Annotated in this window: 15 protein-coding genes; 14 read left to right on the top strand and 1 reads right to left on the bottom strand. The window is 43.0% G+C overall.

The window, feature by feature from the left end; genetic code table 11:
* Positions 1-60: 60 nt before the first annotated feature.
* The 3 genes from spoIVB to ACFX4H_RS01845 all read left to right on the top strand — a co-directional run bounded on the left by spoIVB (position 61) and on the right by ACFX4H_RS01845 (position 3,190).
* Complete coding sequence (gene spoIVB, locus ACFX4H_RS01835; RefSeq protein ID WP_377433680.1) at positions 61-1,353, top strand: SpoIVB peptidase; 1,293 nt, start codon at positions 61-63, stop codon at positions 1,351-1,353.
* A gap of 329 nt (positions 1,354-1,682) precedes the next feature.
* Positions 1,683-2,039 carry a sporulation initiation factor Spo0A C-terminal domain-containing protein gene (locus ACFX4H_RS01840; RefSeq protein ID WP_377433683.1) on the top strand — a complete coding sequence of 119 codons (357 nt, stop codon included), beginning with the start codon at positions 1,683-1,685 and terminating at the stop codon, positions 2,037-2,039.
* A gap of 416 nt (positions 2,040-2,455) precedes the next feature.
* Positions 2,456-3,190: a glycerophosphodiester phosphodiesterase gene (locus tag ACFX4H_RS01845; protein ID WP_377433686.1), complete on the top strand. Its 735-nt coding sequence runs from the start codon at positions 2,456-2,458 to the stop codon at positions 3,188-3,190.
* Positions 3,191-3,229: 39 nt separating this feature from the next.
* On the opposite strand, the gene ACFX4H_RS01850 is transcribed toward ACFX4H_RS01845, so the two are convergent.
* Positions 3,230-3,466 (bottom strand): DUF2627 domain-containing protein, encoded by a 237-nt coding sequence (locus ACFX4H_RS01850; RefSeq protein WP_034308264.1) that lies wholly within the window; start codon positions 3,464-3,466, stop codon positions 3,230-3,232.
* A gap of 206 nt (positions 3,467-3,672) precedes the next feature.
* On the opposite strand from ACFX4H_RS01850, the gene ACFX4H_RS01855 reads away from it, so the two are divergent.
* The 11 genes from ACFX4H_RS01855 (at position 3,673) to ACFX4H_RS01905 (ending at position 19,902) form a co-directional block, all read left to right on the top strand.
* A complete protein-coding gene (locus ACFX4H_RS01855; RefSeq protein ID WP_034308262.1) occupies positions 3,673-5,730 on the top strand; it encodes a sigma-54 interaction domain-containing protein in 2,058 nt (685 codons plus the stop codon).
* 369 nt (positions 5,731-6,099) lie between these two features.
* Positions 6,100-7,197, top strand: coding sequence for a branched-chain amino acid dehydrogenase (gene bcd, locus ACFX4H_RS01860; protein WP_034308260.1), 1,098 nt, complete (start codon positions 6,100-6,102; stop codon positions 7,195-7,197).
* 131 nt (positions 7,198-7,328) lie between these two features.
* Entirely contained in the window at positions 7,329-8,750 is a 1,422-nt protein-coding gene (lpdA, locus tag ACFX4H_RS01865; protein ID WP_034308256.1) for a dihydrolipoyl dehydrogenase, read from the top strand.
* Positions 8,751-8,774: 24 nt separating this feature from the next.
* Positions 8,775-9,770, top strand: a complete 996-nt coding sequence (locus ACFX4H_RS01870) for a thiamine pyrophosphate-dependent dehydrogenase E1 component subunit alpha (RefSeq protein ID WP_034308253.1) — start codon at positions 8,775-8,777, stop codon at positions 9,768-9,770.
* A gap of 12 nt (positions 9,771-9,782) precedes the next feature.
* Positions 9,783-10,766, top strand: a complete 984-nt coding sequence (locus tag ACFX4H_RS01875; protein ID WP_101222514.1) for an alpha-ketoacid dehydrogenase subunit beta — start codon at positions 9,783-9,785, stop codon at positions 10,764-10,766.
* A gap of 26 nt (positions 10,767-10,792) precedes the next feature.
* A complete protein-coding gene (locus tag ACFX4H_RS01880; RefSeq protein ID WP_377433689.1) occupies positions 10,793-12,076 on the top strand; it encodes a dihydrolipoamide acetyltransferase family protein in 1,284 nt (427 codons plus the stop codon).
* 319 nt (positions 12,077-12,395) lie between these two features.
* Complete coding sequence (locus tag ACFX4H_RS01885; protein ID WP_377433691.1) at positions 12,396-14,297, top strand: methylmalonyl-CoA mutase family protein; 1,902 nt, start codon at positions 12,396-12,398, stop codon at positions 14,295-14,297.
* 1 nt (position 14,298) lies between these two features.
* Positions 14,299-16,491 carry a methylmalonyl-CoA mutase gene (gene scpA, locus ACFX4H_RS01890; protein WP_377433693.1) on the top strand — a complete coding sequence of 731 codons (2,193 nt, stop codon included), beginning with the start codon at positions 14,299-14,301 and terminating at the stop codon, positions 16,489-16,491.
* Positions 16,491-17,624 carry a methylmalonyl Co-A mutase-associated GTPase MeaB gene (gene meaB / locus ACFX4H_RS01895; protein WP_377433696.1) on the top strand — a complete coding sequence of 378 codons (1,134 nt, stop codon included), beginning with the start codon at positions 16,491-16,493 and terminating at the stop codon, positions 17,622-17,624. The genes scpA and meaB overlap by 1 nt, the downstream gene beginning before the upstream one ends.
* 204 nt (positions 17,625-17,828) lie before the next feature.
* On the top strand, positions 17,829-18,266 hold the full coding sequence (locus ACFX4H_RS01900) for a BrxA/BrxB family bacilliredoxin (protein WP_034308239.1): 438 nt from the start codon (positions 17,829-17,831) through the stop codon (positions 18,264-18,266).
* 832 nt (positions 18,267-19,098) lie between these two features.
* Positions 19,099-19,902 (top strand): transporter substrate-binding domain-containing protein, encoded by an 804-nt coding sequence (locus ACFX4H_RS01905; RefSeq protein ID WP_241635512.1) that lies wholly within the window; start codon positions 19,099-19,101, stop codon positions 19,900-19,902.
* Positions 19,903-19,919: the final 17 nt, after the last annotated feature.

Here is a 19,919-nt window from a genome sequence, read left to right on the forward strand (position 1 = left end):
CATGAGGGCTAAATTAAAGGTGTAGCCATAAAGTTTCAGAGAGCGAGGAGAGTGAATGGATTGAAATTTATATGGATAAACAGGATCATCGGTGGAATTCTCCTTGTTTCGCTATTAACATTAGGGTTATACCAGCCATCTCGTGAATATTTTTTAATTCCAAATCATCTTGTACTATTTGAAGGAAGTCAATATAGTATTTCCAAATCATTGCCTGTTTCTGCAAAAACTTCGGGATCCAGTGATGGAATTTCACTTCATGATGAACAAGCTTCGATTACGCTTGGTGCCGAGAAACCAGGTACGAATGAAGTGTTACTCGATGTAGCAGGCTTGCCTGCCAAAAAGGTCGACATCAGGGTGTTAAAAGACTTTAGGGTCATGCCTGGAGGCCAATCCATTGGAGTGAAGCTTAATACTCTTGGGGTGCTCGTAGTAGGTCATCATCTTATTGATACGGCGCAGGGGAAGAAATCACCGGGAGAAAAAGCGAAAATTGAAATCGGTGATATTATTACAGAAATCAATGGTCAGACGATAAAGAAGATGGGGGATGTAACCCCTTTTGTTCAGCAGGCAGGTGAAAAGGGTGAGGCGTTGAAAATTGTCATTAACCGTGATAATGAAGTGCTTAATAGTACCTTATTACCGCTAAAAGATAAGAATGAAGGAACTTACAAATTGGGTTTGTATATCCGTGATTCGGCAGCTGGCATCGGAACGATGACGTTTTATCACCCGGATTCAAAAAAATATGGGGCGTTGGGACATGTCATATCCGATATGGATACAAAAAAGCCGATTGTTGTTAAGGACGGACAGATCGTTCAATCGACGGTCACATCCATCGAAAAAGGAAGCAATGGTGATCCAGGAGAAAAATTGGCACGCTTTTCTTCCAATAAAGAAAAAATAGGAAATATCAATCGCAATAGTCCCTTTGGCATTTTTGGGAAATTAAATCAAGATTTTAAAAATGGAATTAACGACAAACCACTCCCCATCACCCTTTCCCATGAGGTAAAGGAAGGGCCAGCAAAAATCCTTACAGTGGTGAATGGTTCTGAAGTGGAGGAATTCGATGTCGAAATCGTCAGTTCCATCCCACAGAAGTTTCCTGCAATCAAAGGAATGGTCTTAAAAGTGACGGATAAAGAATTGCTTCAAAAAACGGGTGGGATCGTTCAAGGTATGAGCGGCAGTCCTATCATTCAAAATGGGAAATTAATCGGTGCAGTCACCCATGTATTCGTTAATGATCCTACAAGTGGGTATGGAGTCCATATCGAATGGATGTTAAACGAAGCCGGTATAAATATATACGACAAAGATAATTATGAAAAGGCAAGCTAAGAATCCGGGTATCCTTTTGGATGCCCCTTTTTAATGGAAAATTATGATTAGCATAGGTTTGGGTCGGAATTAATTTTGATTTCTTCAAAAAATAGAGGTTTTTTTGGAACGATGTGATAAAATGAAAACGATATGAAGATTTTTCGACAAACGGTTTATTCCAATAGCAAACGAAGTCGAAAACAAGAGATATCCGGAGAATAATATTGAATTCCTTATATTTTTTCAAAAATAAAAGGAATTTAGTTTCCATTGTCGAAAAGTTCAATTACAATAGAATTTAGTCATATAGAAAAAAAGACCAATTGTAGTTGAGGAGGAAATCAAGCGTGAAAAAAATTAAGGTGTGCGTTGTAGATGATAATAGAGAACTTGTTGGCCTTCTGGAAGAATACATTTCTGCACAGGAAGACATGGAAGTGATTGGGGTGGCACATAACGGTCAAGATTGCCTGGGTATGCTGGAAAGCGTTGATCCGGATATCGCAAAAAAATACAATACTACGGCCAGCCGAGTTGAACGTGCTATCCGGCATGCGATTGAAGTGGCCTGGAGCCGTGGAAATATAGAATCCATATCATCTCTTTTCGGCTATACCGTAAGCATGACCAAGGCAAAACCTACAAATTCCGAATTCATCGCCATGGTTGCCGATAAGCTGCGCCTCGAACATAAAGCTTCTTGACAGGGGTAGGGTAATACCGGTTGTTAAGACTCAGGGTAACTATTGACCTTATAAAGGCTAGAGCCGCTAAATATAAATAGGAACTCTCCGTCTGGAGGTAAAGGACAGGAAGAAGTTGCTTCGTGATTTTTTCTAATCGGCAACTTCAAATCTTTTTACGCCGGTTAAAAAAATTAAACGCCTTTTATTTATTGGATTTTGCAGCAAATCCCATAAATAAAAGGCGTTTTTGTTTGGGTGAAAAAGCGGCACAAATCAGCTTGTAAAAGAAGTGGGGTGATTTGAGGAAAGGAACCTTCTATGCAGAAAATAATCACCTGCGTTTTGATTGCAGAATTGATCTAGATGAAAATAATTTGCTGTTTCTGTTCATAAAATCGGTGTATAACAATTTTTGAGAGAGGCGGCGTTTCATCATGACCTTAATCTTTGCACATCGAGGCTCTGCAGGAACTCATCCGGAAAATACGATGTCGGCGTTCAAGGAAGCTGCCCGTGTCGGAGCGGACGGAATTGAAACGGATGTCCAGCTCTCGAAAGATGGAGAAGTGGTCATCATCCACGATGAAAAGCTCGATCGGACCACGAATGCCTCGGGGTATGTAAAAGACCGGACCTTAAAGGAGTTGAAAACCCTTAATGCGTCCGCAACCCATAAGGGTAATTTTGGTGAAGAAAAGATTCCCACGCTTGAAGAACTGTTTATTTGGCTTAATGATAATCAGCTTTTTTGCAATATTGAATTGAAAAATACGGTTTTTCTGTATCCAGGCTTGGAAGAGAAAGTCATCCGGCTCATCCGTACCTACGAAATGGAGGAAAGGATAATCCTTTCTTCTTTCAATCATTACAGTTTGGTCAATTGCCATCGATTGGCACCAGAATTGGAAACGGCACCGCTATATAGGGATGGCCTATACATGCCGTGGATATATGCCAAGGCAATAGGCGGAAGTGCAATTCACCCAAATATCCGGGCTGCCCCTGATGCACTCATTCAATCATCGGTTAGTATGGGTGTTCCTGTAAGGCCCTATACCATTAATGAAGAAACCGAGATGAAGCGGTTATTCATATTGGGGTGCAGCGGCATCATAACCGATTTCCCCAAAGCAGCGGTACGGATAAGAGAAGAATTGAAGTCAAGATAAAGAAAGAAGGTGCCATACAAATGCACCTTCTTTTTGCGTTTAAAATTTATTGAACCTGCTCTGGACCTTATTTTGTTTTCGATCTCGATGTAGGACGAAGCCGGCGATAAAGGCTATTCCGCCTATCGTAATGAGCAGTCCTATTAAAAATTGCAGCCAAAGGAATGGATAGGGGGGCTGTAAAATACCGAATACCATGTCCCTCATTATTTTTATGCCATAGGCAGCAAAGGCACCGGGTATAAAAAGAATCAAAAAAGCGATTAAACGTTTCATGCAGTCAAATCCCTTCCGAAAATTCCATCTTTAAAAAATGATAAAGGATATAAATTATTTGTCAAGTAACGGGAATCTAGATAATGACTGGGAGTTGGTGGCTGTTTTTAATGGGGGCCGATATGGTAAAATGGTGTGGAGTATGAAAAAAATTGCAGGGAATGATCTATTTAAAGGGGCAATTATTTTCTTAAGGGGGATGGCTGATGCAAAAGGTCATGATAGTAGGGGGAGGAGTGGGAGGGACGACCGTGTTGAAACTCCTATCGGAAAGTGAAGTATTCTCCATTGTTTGTATGGCTGATACGAATGAATCCGCTGAAGGGATGCTTGCTGCGAAGGAACGAAGGATTCCTACCGTGACTAATTGGAGCATGGGATTGAAGTGGGATTTGGACATCATATTTGATACGACCGGTGACCCGTCTGTCTATAAAAAGATAAAAAGGGACATGGGCGAACAAACGATTCTCATTCCTGGAAGTGTCGCCCTCATTATGACTAAGTTGTTTGAAGAGAAAAATCGTTTAATAAGTAAATTGGAGAATACCTCCGCAAAAATGGATTTGATCCTTAATACGACCAGTGAAGGGATGGTGGTGATTGATCATGAAGGATTCATCATCATGTTCAATGATAGTGCGGAACGTGCATCAGACACAAAGCGCGAGGATGTAATTGGGAGACATATCAAAGATTTCATCCCATCAACAGGATTGCTGCGAGTGATGCAAACGAACCAAAAAGAAGTGAATCAGGAAATCACCCTTGGCAATGGGATGGAACTCATAACGACAAGGATACCTCTGGTGAATGCCGATAAGGAAATCATAGGGGCTTTTGCCGTGTTTAGGAATAAGATGGAAGCTGTGCAATTGGCGGAGCAGATCACTGATTTAAAAGAGATACAGACGATGCTCCAGGCAATCATTCAATCCAGTGATGAAGCCATATCTGTTGTGGATGATCAAGGAAGGGGGCTTTTGATCAACCCGGCATATACAAGAATCACTGGCTTAACAAAGACCCAAGTGATCGGTAAACCGGCTTCCATCGATATTTACGAAGGCGAAAGTATGCATATGAAAGTGCTTCAGACAAAAAAACCTGTTCGTGGTGTCAATATGCGTGTCGGCCCAAAACACAAGGAAGTGATCGTGAATGTTGCTCCAATCATCGTGGATGGGTGCCTGAAAGGAAGTGTTGGCGTCATTCATGATGTATCGGAAATTCAAGCCTTGACCCACGAACTTAATCGGGCAAGACAGATCATCCGGACATTGCAGGCTAAATATTCCTTTGATGATATAATTGGGGCTTCCGAAGAAATGAAGCTTCCCATTGAACAGGCGAAATTATCGGCTAGAACACCTGCTACTGTTTTATTAAGAGGGGAATCAGGGACGGGAAAAGAGTTATTTGCACATGCCATCCATAATGCGAGCGATAGGAAGTTCAATAAATTCGTTCGGGTAAATTGTGCGGCCATCTCGGAATCATTACTTGAAAGTGAACTATTCGGTTATGATGAAGGAGCCTTTACCGGGGCAAGCAGGGGCGGAAAGGTCGGTTTTTTTGAAGAGGCAAATCAAGGGAGTATCTTTTTGGACGAAATTGGTGAATTGCCAGCCAACATCCAAGCTAAATTACTTCGGGTTTTACAAGAAAAGGAAATCGTCAGGGTGGGGGGGACGAAGCCGATCCCCATCAATGTCCGGGTCATAGCCGCTACGAACATCAATCTTGAACAGGCCATCGCAAACGGGTCATTCAGGGAAGACTTATATTTCAGGCTGAACCGCATGCCTATTTTCATTGCTCCATTAAGAAAGAGAAAAGAAGATTTGAGAGAATTGGCGGAGCATTTGATTAATAAAATCAATCAGGAGTATGGACGGAGCATAGAGGGAATTACAGCAGCAGCTATACATAAGATGCAAATCTACAACTGGCCGGGAAATGTGAGGGAACTGGAAAATATCTTAGGACGGGCAATCATTTTCATGAAATTGAACGAGACAATCATTGATATCCATCATATTCCGGATTTTATCGAAGGGATTCCATTAAATCAAGAGAAATTATTAATGAAGCCTTCCGGCTACGTATCGGGGAAACCGCTCTCGGAGATAATAGACCAGTATGAAGCCGAAATCATTGAGCAAGCGTTCCATACCCACAAGGGAAATAAAACACTTACGGCAAAAGCGCTGGGGATTTCAGTTAGAAATCTATATTATAAAATGGAAAAACTAAAATTGTGAAAATTTTTGCATGCAATTATTTGCACACTATGAAAAATAATGCATGGAATTTTCTGATTTATTTTAATTTAAGCGAGACTCCACTTCTGACATGAAATTTTTTTGAATTTGTTATAGGCTATAGTTGCCCAACTTATTAACCAGCATGTCCTTTTTTTGGATAAATAGGTGCTGATTATGTATTTTATTGGCATGTTATTTGCATATTTAAAAGTGCATGGGTTTTTCAAGGGAACCATTCCCCATGGGGAAAATATCATGTGAGTAGCGGATTTTTATTTAAAATGAACGTAGGAACAAGTTAGTCTGAGGAGAAAATCAGTAGTCTCATATCTGACATGTATTAAAACATCTAGGGAGGATTCCTTTATGGAAATTTTTAAATATCTTGAGAAGTATGATTACGAGCAACTGCTATTCTGTCAGGATAAACAATCGGGTTTGAAAGCGATTATTGCCATTCATGATACAACATTAGGGCCTGCGCTTGGGGGCACAAGGATGTGGACGTATGCATCTGAAGAAGATGCCATTGAAGATGCCTTAAGGCTTTCGAGAGGAATGACATATAAGAACGCCGCTGCCGGCTTGAATTTAGGCGGGGGGAAAACAGTCATCATCGGAGATCCGCGTAAGGATAAAAATGAAGAAATGTTCCGTGCATTCGGAAGGTATATCCAAGGGTTGAATGGCCGTTATATAACAGCTGAAGATGTAGGTACAACGGTCGAGGATATGGATCTCATTCATGAGGAGACGGATTTTGTCACGGGGATTTCCCCTGCATTCGGTTCTTCGGGTAACCCTTCCCCAGTAACGGCATACGGGGTATACCGCGGTATGAAGGCGGCTGCAAAAGAGGCATTCGGAACTGATTCCTTAGAAGGCAAAGTGGTTGCAGTCCAAGGCGTCGGGAATGTTTCTTATAACTTATGCCGTCATCTTCATGAGGAGGGCGCCAAGCTCATCGTTACTGATATCAATAAAGAAAGCGTGGCCCGTGCGGTTGAATCCTTTGGGGCGACTGCAGTGAATCCAGATGAAATTTATGGAGTCGACTGTGATATCTATGCACCATGTGCATTAGGGGCTGTCATAAATGATCAAACAATCAATCAAATCAGGGCGAAGGTCATTGCAGGTGCTGCGAATAATCAATTAAAGGAAACTGTTCATGGCGATCAAATTCATGAAAAAGGGATTATATATGCTCCTGATTATGTAATTAATGCAGGGGGAGTCATAAACGTGGCCGATGAGCTTTTAGGGTATAATCGGGAAAGAGCTCTTAAGAAAGTGGAAACGGTTTATGATACAATTGAAAGAGTCATCGAGATTGCAAAACGTGATCAAATCCCAACTTATAAAGCGGCGGATAGGATGGCAGAGGAGCGGATTGCTCGCATGAGGAATTCAAGGAGCCAATTCCTGCAAAATGAAAAACATATCCTGAATGGAAGAAAATGAATGTAATTTTACAAGATTAGATTCCTGTGTTTTTTTAAATAAACACAGGAATTTTCAACATGGATAACGTAATAAACATAGGGCAAGTAAAACTGGTGACAAATTGTATGTATTTGTGAGGAGGAGTGGTTTTGGCTGAAGAATTTGACCTCGTTATCCTCGGAGGAGGAACTGGCGGGTATGTGGCGGCAATAAGGGCTGCTCAATTAGGATTGAAAACGGCTGTCGTGGAGAAAGGCAAGCTCGGCGGAACGTGTCTACATAAAGGCTGTATCCCTTCGAAAGCACTTTTAAGGAGTGCGGAAGTTTATCAGACTGCAGTGAAAAGTGAGGAATTCGGTATTGTTACCGGGGATGTAAAGGTAGATTTCCTTAAAGTGCAGGAAAGAAAGACTAAAGTGGTCGATCAACTCTATAAAGGAGTTCAGCACTTGATGAAACAAGGAAAGATAACGGTTTATGAAGGGTTAGGGCGTATACTTGGTCCTTCTATATTTTCACCGATGCCTGGGACAATTTCCGTGGAAATGAATGATGGCAGTGAAAATGAAATGCTCATTCCCCAGAATGTCATCATCGCAACCGGTTCGCGTCCGAAGACACTGCCCGGTTTAACGGTTGATGGGGAATTGGTGCTTACATCGGATGAAGCTCTAAAGCTTGAGAGCCTGCCAAAATCGATGATTATTGTAGGCGGTGGAGTTATCGGCATTGAATGGGCTTCGATGCTCAATGATTTTGGTGTGGAAGTGACAGTACTGGAATATGCAGATAGAATCATCCCGACAGAAGACCATGATATTTCCAGTGAAATGCTTCGCCTCCTAACGAAAAAAGGCGTCAAATTCGTTACAGGTGCCAAGGTATTGCCTGAAACCCTGAAAACGGGTGAGTCAGTATCCATTTCTGCTGAAGTCAAAGGTTCGGTAGAGGAATTCACAGCTGGAAAAATGCTGGTTTCCGTAGGAAGATCAGCAAATGTTGAAGGGATCGGCCTTGAAAATACGGAGATTGTGAAAGAAAAAGGTTTTATTGAAACCAATGACTTCTTCCAAACGAAGGAATCACATATCTATGCGATCGGTGACTGTATCGGCGGTCTGCAATTGGCACACGTTGCCTCCCATGAAGGTATTACGGCCGTTGAACATATTGCAGGCAAAAAACCGGAACCGCTGGATTATTCGCTCATATCTAAATGTGTGTATTCAAGCCCTGAGGCTGCAAGTGTCGGTTTGACGGAAGATCAGGCAAACAAGGAAGGCTATGACCTTAAAATAGGGAAATTCCCATTCCGTGCAGTTGGTAAGGCCCTTGTTTTCGGGGAAGCGGATGGTTTTGTCAAAATCATCGCCGATAAGAAAACGGATGATATACTGGGCGTTCATATGATCGGGCCACATGTTACGGATATGATTTCAGAAGCTGGACTTGCAAAAGTGCTTGATGCGACACCTTGGGAGATAGGCAAGACAATTCATCCGCACCCAAGTCTTTCCGAAGCAATCGGGGAGGCGGCCCTTGCTGTCGATGGACGTGCCATACATTCTTAAAGAATAAGGTCAGGAGGTTTTATGATGGTAGAAAAACGTCATGAACAATTAGGCTTAAATGAGGAAACGGTTTTAGATATGTACCGGACAATGCTTTTGTCCCGCAGAATTGATGAGCGCATGTGGCTTCTAAACCGATCCGGGAAAATTCCCTTCGTGATTTCCTGCCAGGGGCAAGAAGCTGCACAGGTTGGAGCAGCGTTTGCGCTTGATCGGCAAAAGGATTATGTACTGCCTTATTACCGGGATGTAGGTGTGGTGCTAACCTTCGGAATGACCGCAAAAGATTTGATGCTTTCAGGTTTCGCGAAAGAGGAAGATCCCAATTCCGGCGGGCGCCAAATGCCAGGTCATTTTGGTCAAAAGAAAAATAGGATCGTCACTGGTTCATCGCCTGTAACGACACAGGTCCCGCATGCAGTCGGAATTGCCCTTGCAGGGAAGATGGAAGGTAAGGATTTGGTGACTTTCGTAACGTTTGGTGAAGGTTCATCAAATCAGGGCGATTTTCATGAAGGGGCCAACTTTGCAGGTGTACATAAGCTACCGGTCATTTTCATGTGTGAAAATAATAAATATGCGATTTCCGTTCCTATTGAGAAACAGCTATCGTGTGAAAATGTTTCCGACAGGGCGATTGGATATGGGATGCCTGGAATAACGGTGGATGGCAATGATCCATTGGCCGTGTATGCTGCAGTGAAAGAAGCGGCTGACCGTGCACGGAGGGGAGAAGGCCCTACACTAGTGGAAACCGTCTCATACAGGCTCACACCACATTCAAGTGATGATGATGACCGAAGCTACCGGACGGCGGACGAAGTGGCCGAAGCCAAAACGAAGGATTCCATAATGACATTTGGAGCCTATTTAAAAGAAGTGGGAATCATGGATGATGACCTTGAGAAACAAATGAATGATGAAGTCATGAAGATAGTCAACGAAGCAACCGATTATGCTGAAAATGCTCCATATCCGAAGGCTGAAAGTGCTATGAATCATGTGTATGCACAAAAGTAAGGGGGTAATAGAATGCCAGTGATTTCATATATAGATGCCGTGACAATGGCAATGAGGGAAGAGATGGAACGTGATTCCCGTGTATTCGTATTGGGTGAGGATGTAGGAAAAAAAGGCGGGGTCTTTAAAGCCACTAATGGTTTATACGACCAATTCGGTGAAGCCAGGGTCATCGATACCCCGCTCGCTGAATCTGCAATCGCAGGAGTGGGCATTGGAGCCGCCATGTATGGGCTTCGGCCGATAGCTGAGATGCAATTCGCTGATTTCATCATGCCTGCCATTAACCAAATCGTTTCAGAGGCAGCCAAAATCAGATACCGTTCCAATAATGACTGGAGCTGTCCTATGGTAATCCGTGCTCCATATGGAGGGGGAATTCATGGAGCTCTTTATCATTCGCAATCGGTTGAAGCGATCTTTGCCAATCAGCCGGGCTTGAAAATTGTGATGCCTTCCACTCCGTATGATGTAAAGGGTTTGCTTAAAGCAGCCATTCGCGATGAAGACCCAGTGCTTTTCTTTGAACATAAACGCGCATACCGCTTGATCAAGGGTGAGGTGCCTACTGAAGATTATGTACTTCCAATCGGTAAGGCGGATGTGAAAAGGGAAGGGGAAGACATTACTGTCATCTCCTATGGCCTTTGTGTGCATTTTGCCCTTCAGGCAGCAGAAAAATTAGCTGCAGATGGAATTTCTGCACATGTTCTTGACTTGCGTACCGTGTATCCTTTGGATAAGGATGCCATCATAGAAGCAGCTTCTAAAACCGGGAAAGTATTACTGGTTACGGAAGATAATAAAGAAGGAAGCATCATGAGTGAGGTCGCAGCCATAATTGCCGAGCATTGCCTTTTTGATTTGGATGCCCCTGTAAAACGGTTGGCCGGCCCGGATGTACCTGCCATGCCTTATGCACCTACGATGGAAAAACAATTCATGGTGAATCCTGATAAAGTGGAAAAAGCAATGAGGGAATTGGCCGAGTATTAATGACTGTTAAGAAGGAGGAACGGATTATGGCTATGGAATTAATGAAGATGCCCCAACTAGGCGAAAGTGTCACGGAGGGAACCATCAGTAAATGGCTTGTGAAGCCTGGTGATCATGTCACGAAATATGACCCGCTAGCTGAAGTGATGACGGATAAAGTAAATGCTGAGGTTCCTTCTTCCTTCACCGGCATCATCAAGGAATTGAAAGCGGATGAGAATCAAACATTGGCAGTCGGGGAAGTCATCTGCTCGATTGAAGTTGAAACGGCAAAGACGGATAACGAAAATGCTGCGCAAGTATCTCAAAATGAGGAAAAAGTTGATGCACCTGTTACAAGAGATGTGCAGCAAGCGGCAGAACCATCAAGGAAAGCTCGCTATTCGCCAGCTGTGTTAAAACTTTCCCAGGAGCATGGAATCGATCTATCAAAAGTTAAAGGAACGGGGAATGAGGGACGGATCACCCGTAAAGATTTACTGAAACTTGTTGAATCAGGGAATCTTCCTAAGGCGGATGAGCCTTCCGTTATTTCCGATGCGGCTCCTGAAGAGATCGCCCCTCAAGTCAATCGTCAAACAAGTCCAGTAACAAACGTGCCGACTGCGGCTGGTGACAAGGAAATACCGGTAACCGGTATCCGTAAGGCAATTGCGTCCAATATGTTGAAAAGTAAGCACGAAATTCCGCATGCTTGGACGATGGTGGAAGTTGACGCCAGCAATATGGTGAAGTTGCGTGATAATCTAAAATCCGATTTTAAACAAAAAGAAGGCTATAATTTAACGTACTTTGCCTTTTTCGTAAAAGCGGTTGCTCAAGCCCTTACGGAATTTCCAGAACTGAATTCGATGTGGGCCGGCGAAAAAATCGTACAAAAGAAAGAAATCAATATATCGATAGCCGTTGCAACTGAAGATGCCCTATTTGTTCCGGTCATTAAAAATGCAGATGAAAAATCAATCAAAGGTATAGCAAGGGAAATACAGGAACTTGCATCCAAAGTGAAGTCAGGTAAGTTAAAAGCAGAGGATATGCAAGGTGGTACGTTCACTGTTAATAACACTGGCTCATTTGGTTCTGTCCAGTCCATGGGAATCATCAATTACCCACAGGCAGCCATTTTACAGGTTGAAACGATTGTAAAACGTCCTGTGGTCATTAATGACATGATTGCAGTACGAGATATGGTGAATCTCTGTTTATCACTTGATCATCGTGTTTTGGATGGACTGGTATGCGGACGATTCCTCGCGAGGGTTAAAGAAATCATTGAAAAGATTTCCAAAGACAACACTCCCATATACTAAAATGAAGAAAAGGAAGGCCGGAAGGTCCTTCCTTTTTTTTTTGCACTTCGCTTTTCCGTAGAAAAACATCGACAAAAATTTTATTTTTGCTATTATTTTATTATGAGCTGTTCTAATACAGGTCAGGGGCTGTACTTGATGTGAAGAGGCAAAATTGGCTAGTGGTTTCCCTAATAACAGGTTTGCTAATTTCTATTGTCTTAAATTTCAAGAAAATTATGGTAGAATGTTAGTATAATCCAGATCAAATTGACGGGAGGGTGGTTTTCTTATCCAAAACTGACTGAGCGTTCGTTCTCCCAATGAAGGAAGAGGGCGTATGAGGATAAGAAAGCGATTACAGATGGAACTGAAAGATGTAAAAAACATAACCTTTCCTAAGCCTTCTTATGAAGAGTGGAAAGAAGCTGCGGAAGCAAGTTTAAAAGGGAAAAGTGTAGAAAAGCTTAAAACGAATACATATGAGGGCATCGCTTTATATCCACTCTATATAGAAAAGGCGGAATCGACAGAAAAAGTAGCTGAATTGCCAGGATTTTTCCCTTTCACCCGAGGAACGTCCCCAACGGGATATCATGACAAACCTTGGCTTGTCGTTCAACCTGTAAGCGGTATCACTGCTGAAGAAGCAAATGAAAAGATGAGGGCTGCATTCAAGCGCGGTCAAAATGTCGTGGCATACCCTGCACGATTGCTTTCCGGGGGAGCCAGGGCTGAAACATTGTTTAAGGAAATACCATTAAAAGAAATACCGGTTTTCATTGACCTTAAGGGGAAACAAAAAGAATTATTCCCTCAATTCAAAGCTGTTGCCGAAGCACAAAATACCCAATTGACAGGCGTCATTGCTGAAGATCCAATTGCAGAATGGCTCATTTGCGGTCAGCTGCCAGAAGATACGGATAACTATTTTGCAGACTGGCTGAAGACGATCCAGGATTATCAGAAGGTAGGCAGTGATTTAAGAACAGTTTTGATTAATACGGCAGTCTACCATAATGGAGGAGCCAATGCCGTACAAGAAATAGCTTACGGATTATCGGCAGCCGTCCAATATCTATTGGAAGGGCAAAAGCAAGGGCTTTCTATTGCTGCGGTTTCCGAAAAAATAGTATTCTCGTTTGCAGTGGATTCTAATTACTTCATGTCCATCGCTAAACTGAGGGCTGCCAGAAGGCTTTGGGCAGGTCTTGCAGAAGCTTTCGATACAGCATCGGACCATTTTAAAATGACGATACATGCCGTAACTTCCGAGTTGACGGAAACGCTATATGATCAGCACGTCAATATTCTTCGGACCACGAACCAAGCTTTTTCAGCAGCTATTGGAGGCATTCAATATCTTCAAATCCATCCATTTACACACGCAACCGGTGAAACCGATGAGTTTTCAGAAAGAATTGCCCGTAATACTCACTTGATTCTAAAAGAAGAAACAAATATTACAACAGTTGTCGATCCTGCTGGCGGTTCATGGTATGTTGAGCAACTAACGGATGAATTGGCTGAAAAGGCTTGGGCAAAATTCCTTGAAATCGATGCAGCTGGAGGGATTCTGGAGCTAATTAAACAAGGTACCCTTCAGAAAGAAATAGCTGAAGTTTACCAAGGAAGAGTTCAAAATGCGGCTTTCAGAAAAGAAAGTATCATCGGAACGAATGTATATCCGAATCCCGCTGATAAGATTAAAACCACCACAAAGGATAAACATGTGTCATATATGAAAGTTGCGAAGCCGGTTGGCATTACCCCACTTGAATCGGAACGGGTATCCAGTCAGTTCGAACAGATAAGACTACGCAGTGAAAAGTTTAAAGGAATAAGCGGAACGGCTCCAACTATCGGTTTAATTAATTTGATAAATCTCAAATCCTATAAACCTCGTGCAGATTTCGTTCAAAGTCTTGCGGCAGCAGGTGGTATTGAAACAATCGGCAGTAGGGGATGTCAAACCGTTGAGGAAGCAATCGAATATGTAGCTGCGACCAAGCTCCCAATCTATTGTCTTTGCGGCAGTGATGGTGACTATTCGGAATTAGCGCCAGTCATCATTAAAGAAATTAAAAAGCAATTCCCTGAAATCACTATTTATAGTGCCGGCAAGCAGCAAGAAGAATTGGAGATTACACTAAGAGAAGCCGGGGTCAAAGATTTTATCCATGTTAAAATGAATGCAATATCCATTTTACTTGAATTATTGCAGAAGCTAGGGGTGAACTGAAGTGAAAAAACCGAATTTTTCTGCTATAAATCCCGCTAAGTCCGAGAAGAAAGGTACAGTGGAAGCATGGAAAAAGGAAGTCGAAAAGGCCGTTGGGAAAAACATTGAGGATCTTCTGTTTGAAACCAATGAACAAATAAAAATCAAACCGCTTTATGTTGAGGAAGATATTCGCGGCCTGGAGCATATGGAAAGTATGCCAGGCATCGCTCCTTTTACAAGGGGCCCCTATCCTTCGATGTATGTCAATCGTCCTTGGACGGTACGGCAGTATGCAGGTTTTTCGACTGCCGAGGAATCCAATGCGTTTTACAGACGTAATCTGGCGATGGGGCAAAAAGGGCTCTCGGTTGCTTTTGATTTAGCTACACACCGCGGTTATGACTCCGATCATCCGCGCGTTGTCGGTGATGTGGGGAAGGCGGGAGTTGCCATTGATTCCATTCTTGACATGAAGATCCTGTTCGACGGCATTCCGCTTGATCAAATGTCCGTGTCAATGACAATGAACGGTGCAGTATTACCGATCCTTGCGTTTTATATCGTGACAGCTGAAGAACAAGGCGTAACACAGGAAAAGCTTTCAGGCACGATTCAAAATGACATCTTAAAGGAATACATGGTTAGGAATACGTATATCTACCCGCCTGAAATGTCCATGAAAATCATAGCTGATATCTTTGAGTATACTTCCAAATATATGCCCAAGTTCAATTCCATTTCCATCTCCGGTTATCATCTGCAAGAAGCGGGGGCGCCGGCTGATATCGAACTTGCCTATACGTTGGCGGATGGGCTTGAGTATGCACGTACCGGAATGAAAGCAGGCATTGATATCGATAAATTTGCACCACGCCTGTCATTCTTCTGGGCTGTAGGAATGAACTATTTCATGGAAGTGGCGAAAATGCGGGCGGCTCGTTTCATTTGGTCAAAACTGATGAAACAATTCGAACCGAAAAATAATAAAGCGATGGCATTGAGGACTCATTCCCAAACCTCCGGCTGGAGCCTTTCCGAGCAGGATCCGTTTAACAATGTCGCAAGGACCCTTATTGAAGCGCATGCGGCTGCACTTGGACATACACAGTCGCTCCATACGAACGCATTGGATGAGGCCATTGCCCTGCCAACGGATTTCTCGGCACGTATTGCACGTAATACACAGCTCTATCTGCAGGAGGAAACAGGGATCACAAAAGTAATCGATCCATGGGCGGGTTCTTACTATGTAGAATCGCTCACTAATGAATTGATCGAACGGGCTTGGGCTCACATAGAGGAAATCGAAGGTCTGGGAGGAATGGCGAAGGCAATTGAAACCGGCCTTCCAAAAATGAGGATCGAGGAAGCCGCTGCAAAGCGACAGGCTAAAATCGATTCTCAAGATGAAACGATCGTAGGCGTCAATAAGTATCGGTTGAAAAAAGAAGATCCGATTGAAATACTGGAGATTGACAATACAGCAGTTCGCGAAAGTCAGCTTAAGCGATTGAGCGAATTGAAGGCGAAACGTGATCAGGCAAAGGTGGATGAAGCTCTTAAAGCGCTTTCAATGGCGGCCAGAATTGGAGAGGGTAACCTTCTTGAACTTGCTGTGCAAGCAGCAAGAGTACGGGCTTCATTAGGTGAAATCTCCGATGCGATCGAAGAGGTGGCTGGACGTCACAAAGCAACGATCCGTTCTATCAGCGGCGTATACAGCTCGGCATACTCAAAAGAAGCGGAAATTGAGGAAGTCGTCCGCATGACGGAAGAATTCCTTGAAAATGAAGGAAGAAGACCGCGTTTGTTAATGGCTAAAATGGGCCAGGACGGTCATGATCGCGGAGCTAAGGTAGTCGGAACGGGGTTTGCGGATTTAGGCTATGATGTCGATATCGGTCCATTATTCCAAACACCGAAAGAAACCGCCATCCAGGCCGTGGAAAATGATGTGCATGTAGTCGGAATGAGTTCGCTTGCTGCCGGCCATAAAACATTGTTGCCGCAGCTTATGACGGAACTGAAGAACTTGGGACGAGAGGACATCATAGTGATCGTAGGCGGCGTCATCCCTGCACAGGATTATGATTATCTTATGGAAAATGGCGCTACAGCCATTTTTGGACCTGGGACGGTCATTCCGCAGGCAGCAAAGAAAGTGCTTCAGGAAATATACAATCGCCTCGGATATGAGGAAGTGGCCCAATAATGAGTGAAGACAAGAAGCCGGAATGGGTCGATCATAACAATCAGGAAGGTTTTGCTTCTTCATTAAAGCCAGGTGTGGAATTAGCAGCCAGCCAAAACAAACCTTCAAAAAGCAAATTCGTCAAAAAACATAATGTAAACATACCGGTCCATGAACTTAAAGAGGGAATCATAAAAGGGGACAGGGCCAAGCTAGCCAAAGGGATTACATTGGTTGAAAGCAATGCATCCCACCATTTGGATCATGCACAGGAATTATTGCATAGCATCCTTCCTCATACAGGGAACTCAATGCGCATCGGGATTTCCGGAGTGCCCGGTGCCGGGAAAAGTACCTTCATCGAGACGTTCGGAACCTACTTATGTGACAGGGGCCATAAGGTTGCCGTTCTTGCCGTCGATCCAAGCTCTTCGGTCAATGGCGGAAGTATACTGGGCGATAAGACAAGGATGGAGGAACTGGCTAGAAACCCCCATGCCTTCATAAGACCCTCACCATCCGAAGGAACTCTGGGCGGGGTTCACCGCAAAACGAGGGAAACGATGTTGCTTTGTGAAGCGGCCGGATTTGATGTGATACTGATAGAAACTGTCGGGGTCGGTCAGAGTGAAGCTATAGTTCGAAGTATGGTCGACTTCTTCATGCTCCTTGTCCTAACGGGAGCCGGAGATGAATTGCAAGGAATGAAAAAAGGGATTCTGGAACTTGTGGACGGAATTGTTGTCAATAAGGCCGACGGCGAGAACCTCCCCCTGGCGATTAGGACGAAATCCGAATATAGCAGAATCTTGCACTTCCTTCAGCCAGCCACAAAGGGTTGGGCAGGAAAGGCATATACTTGTTCCGCCATAACCGGTAAAGGAATTCCTGAACTTTGGGATGTATTGAATGAATTTTCCCAAATGACCAAGGAATCGGGTGTTTTTCAAGAACGGAGAAGAATGCAATCTAGGGAATGGCTTTATTCATTGATCGATCACCAGCTTAAAACGATGTTTTATAAAAATGAAACCGTCAAGAGTCTTCTCCCTATACTCGAGAATCAAGTGATGTCAGGGAATAAAACGGTCACTGCTGCTGTTAAGCAGGCCTTTCAATCTTTTGCAGAAACATTTAAGTCTAATGAAAAATAAATGGGATGGGGCAGGCATGGATCCTACTCCCACGCCTGCCCCATCCTTTTGTGAGTCTTGTTGTTACACACATGATTCCCGCTCCCCTTTCGTTTTAAACATGTTCGGAACGGATTATGCGGTTTTAACAGGTAAATTTATTGAATCACGAAGAGGCAATTGTTATGATAGGATTGAAGAGAAAACTTGGAAGGGGCAAATGCCATGAATATGGATTTTAATTTTTTAATGAACGACGTAGTCAAACAGGCTCGCGATGAGATTAAGACTGCTGGATATACAGAACTGACCACTCCCGAAGAAGTAGAGGAAGTATTTGCACAAAAAGGAACGACACTTGTTATGGTAAACTCCGTTTGTGGCTGCGCTGGGGGAATAGCTAGACCTGCAGCTGCCCATGCAATCCATAATGATAAACGCCCAGATCAGCTTGTAACCGTTTTTGCTGGGCAAGATAAAGAGGCGACGGAAAAAGCCCGTGATTATTTCGAAGGATATCCGCCGTCATCCCCATCATTTGCATTGCTGAAGGATGGAAAAATCATCACCATGATAGAACGCCATGAAATTGAAGGGCACCACCCGATGTCTGTAGTAGAAAAATTACAAGACTACTTCGATCAATATTGCGAAGAAGTTTAATCCATATCGATAAGCTAAAAACCCGCCCAATCGGCGGGTTTTTAGTTTGTCGACAAAAAGAGATTCGGAATGATCTCATCCTGAACAGGATCTTCAAACAAGGCTAGATCATCATAGGTGGTTATTACTTAAATCATAATTGGATTGCAGCGATTACGACAGCCCTCCCGGATATTTGGCTTTTATGCCCCTTTAGGTGCTTGCTTTAATGAGGCTTTGGCAGACAGCCGGCGGAAAGGGAGCGGATTTCTGGAATCAATAGAAATGTAATTTTTAGAAAACCTGTAGGCTGGACACATCCCGAACCAAGTTTTAGAACAGGTGACCTTGGTTTGTTTTACATTGATCCTAACTGGATGGAAGAAATGAGCGACACTCCTGCCGAGTAACTGGCTAGTCGAGACCCCACAGGCGTTTGCGCTGAGGAGGCTTTGCAGACAGCCGGCGGAAAGAGAGCGGATTTCTGGAATCAATAGAAATACTTTTTTAAGAAAAAAACTATATGAAAACTGGCTTTTGTTCGAATTTTGTCTACAGTCTGAACCCGCCCAATCGGTGGGTTCTTTTATTCATGAAATTGCATAAGTCAGGAACTTTTGGGAAAGAAGATAGATATGGAGGCGGATATATTACCTTTGATGAGAAAGCACGAAGCCAGATGTGGAGTTATGGTAATATTCTGAAAAATGAATCTATTATTTACGTTATTGAATAATTATTAGAGTGTGTTAAAATACACATTAGTGTATGAATATTAGTTATTCGAAATTTAACTAACCTAATTTAATAACAAGAGAATTGAAAATATCATTTTGGAGGAATAATAATGAAGTTGAAAAAGCAGTTAGCATTGTTGCTTACTTCTATTTTATTAGTAGGTATTTTAGCGGCATGCGGAACATCAGAGAAAGAAGATAAGAACACAGCTGACAATGAAGACAAGAAGGTCCTGGTAATGGGAACATCTGCGGATTATCCGCCATTTGAATTTGTTGAAACATCTAAAAGTGATGAAATCCAAGGATTTGACATTGATATCGCTAAAGCAATCGGAAAAAAATTAGGTTATGAGGTCGAAGTGAAGGACATTGACTTTAATAGTCTTGTGCCTGCCCTGGAAAATAAATCGGTCGATTTCGTCATCTCCGGAATGACTCCAACAGAAAAACGTGAACAATCAGTCGATTTCAGTGATATTTACTATACAGCTAAAAACATGATCATCACGACAAAGGACAGTAAAATCAAAACTGTTGAAGATTTAAAAGGGAAAACGGTAGGCGTACAGCTTGCATCCATTCAGGAGACATTGGCAAATGACTTGAATAAATCCCAAGATATCGGGATGAAAGTTGAAAAACGGAATCGTATTCCTGAGGTTGTTCAAGAAATGTCAACAGGACGTTTTGACGCCGTGATCATGGAAGATACTGTGGCAAAAGGCTACTTGAAAGATAATAAAGAATTGGTGGGGCATTTGATCGAGTCCGGTGAACAAGATGCCGGTTCGGCAATCGCTTTCCAAAAAGGAAGCAAGTTAACTGAAGAATTCAATGCCGAGTTGAAAAAAATGATGGAAAATGGTGAAATGGAAAAATTAATATTAAAATGGTTCGGTGGCACTGAAACTGAATAATGCAGAGAGACGAAAAG

It is taken from the genome of Peribacillus sp. YIM B13477, from assembly GCF_042787955.1.
Classification (GTDB): Bacteria; Bacillota; Bacilli; order Bacillales; family DSM-1321; genus Peribacillus; species Peribacillus frigoritolerans.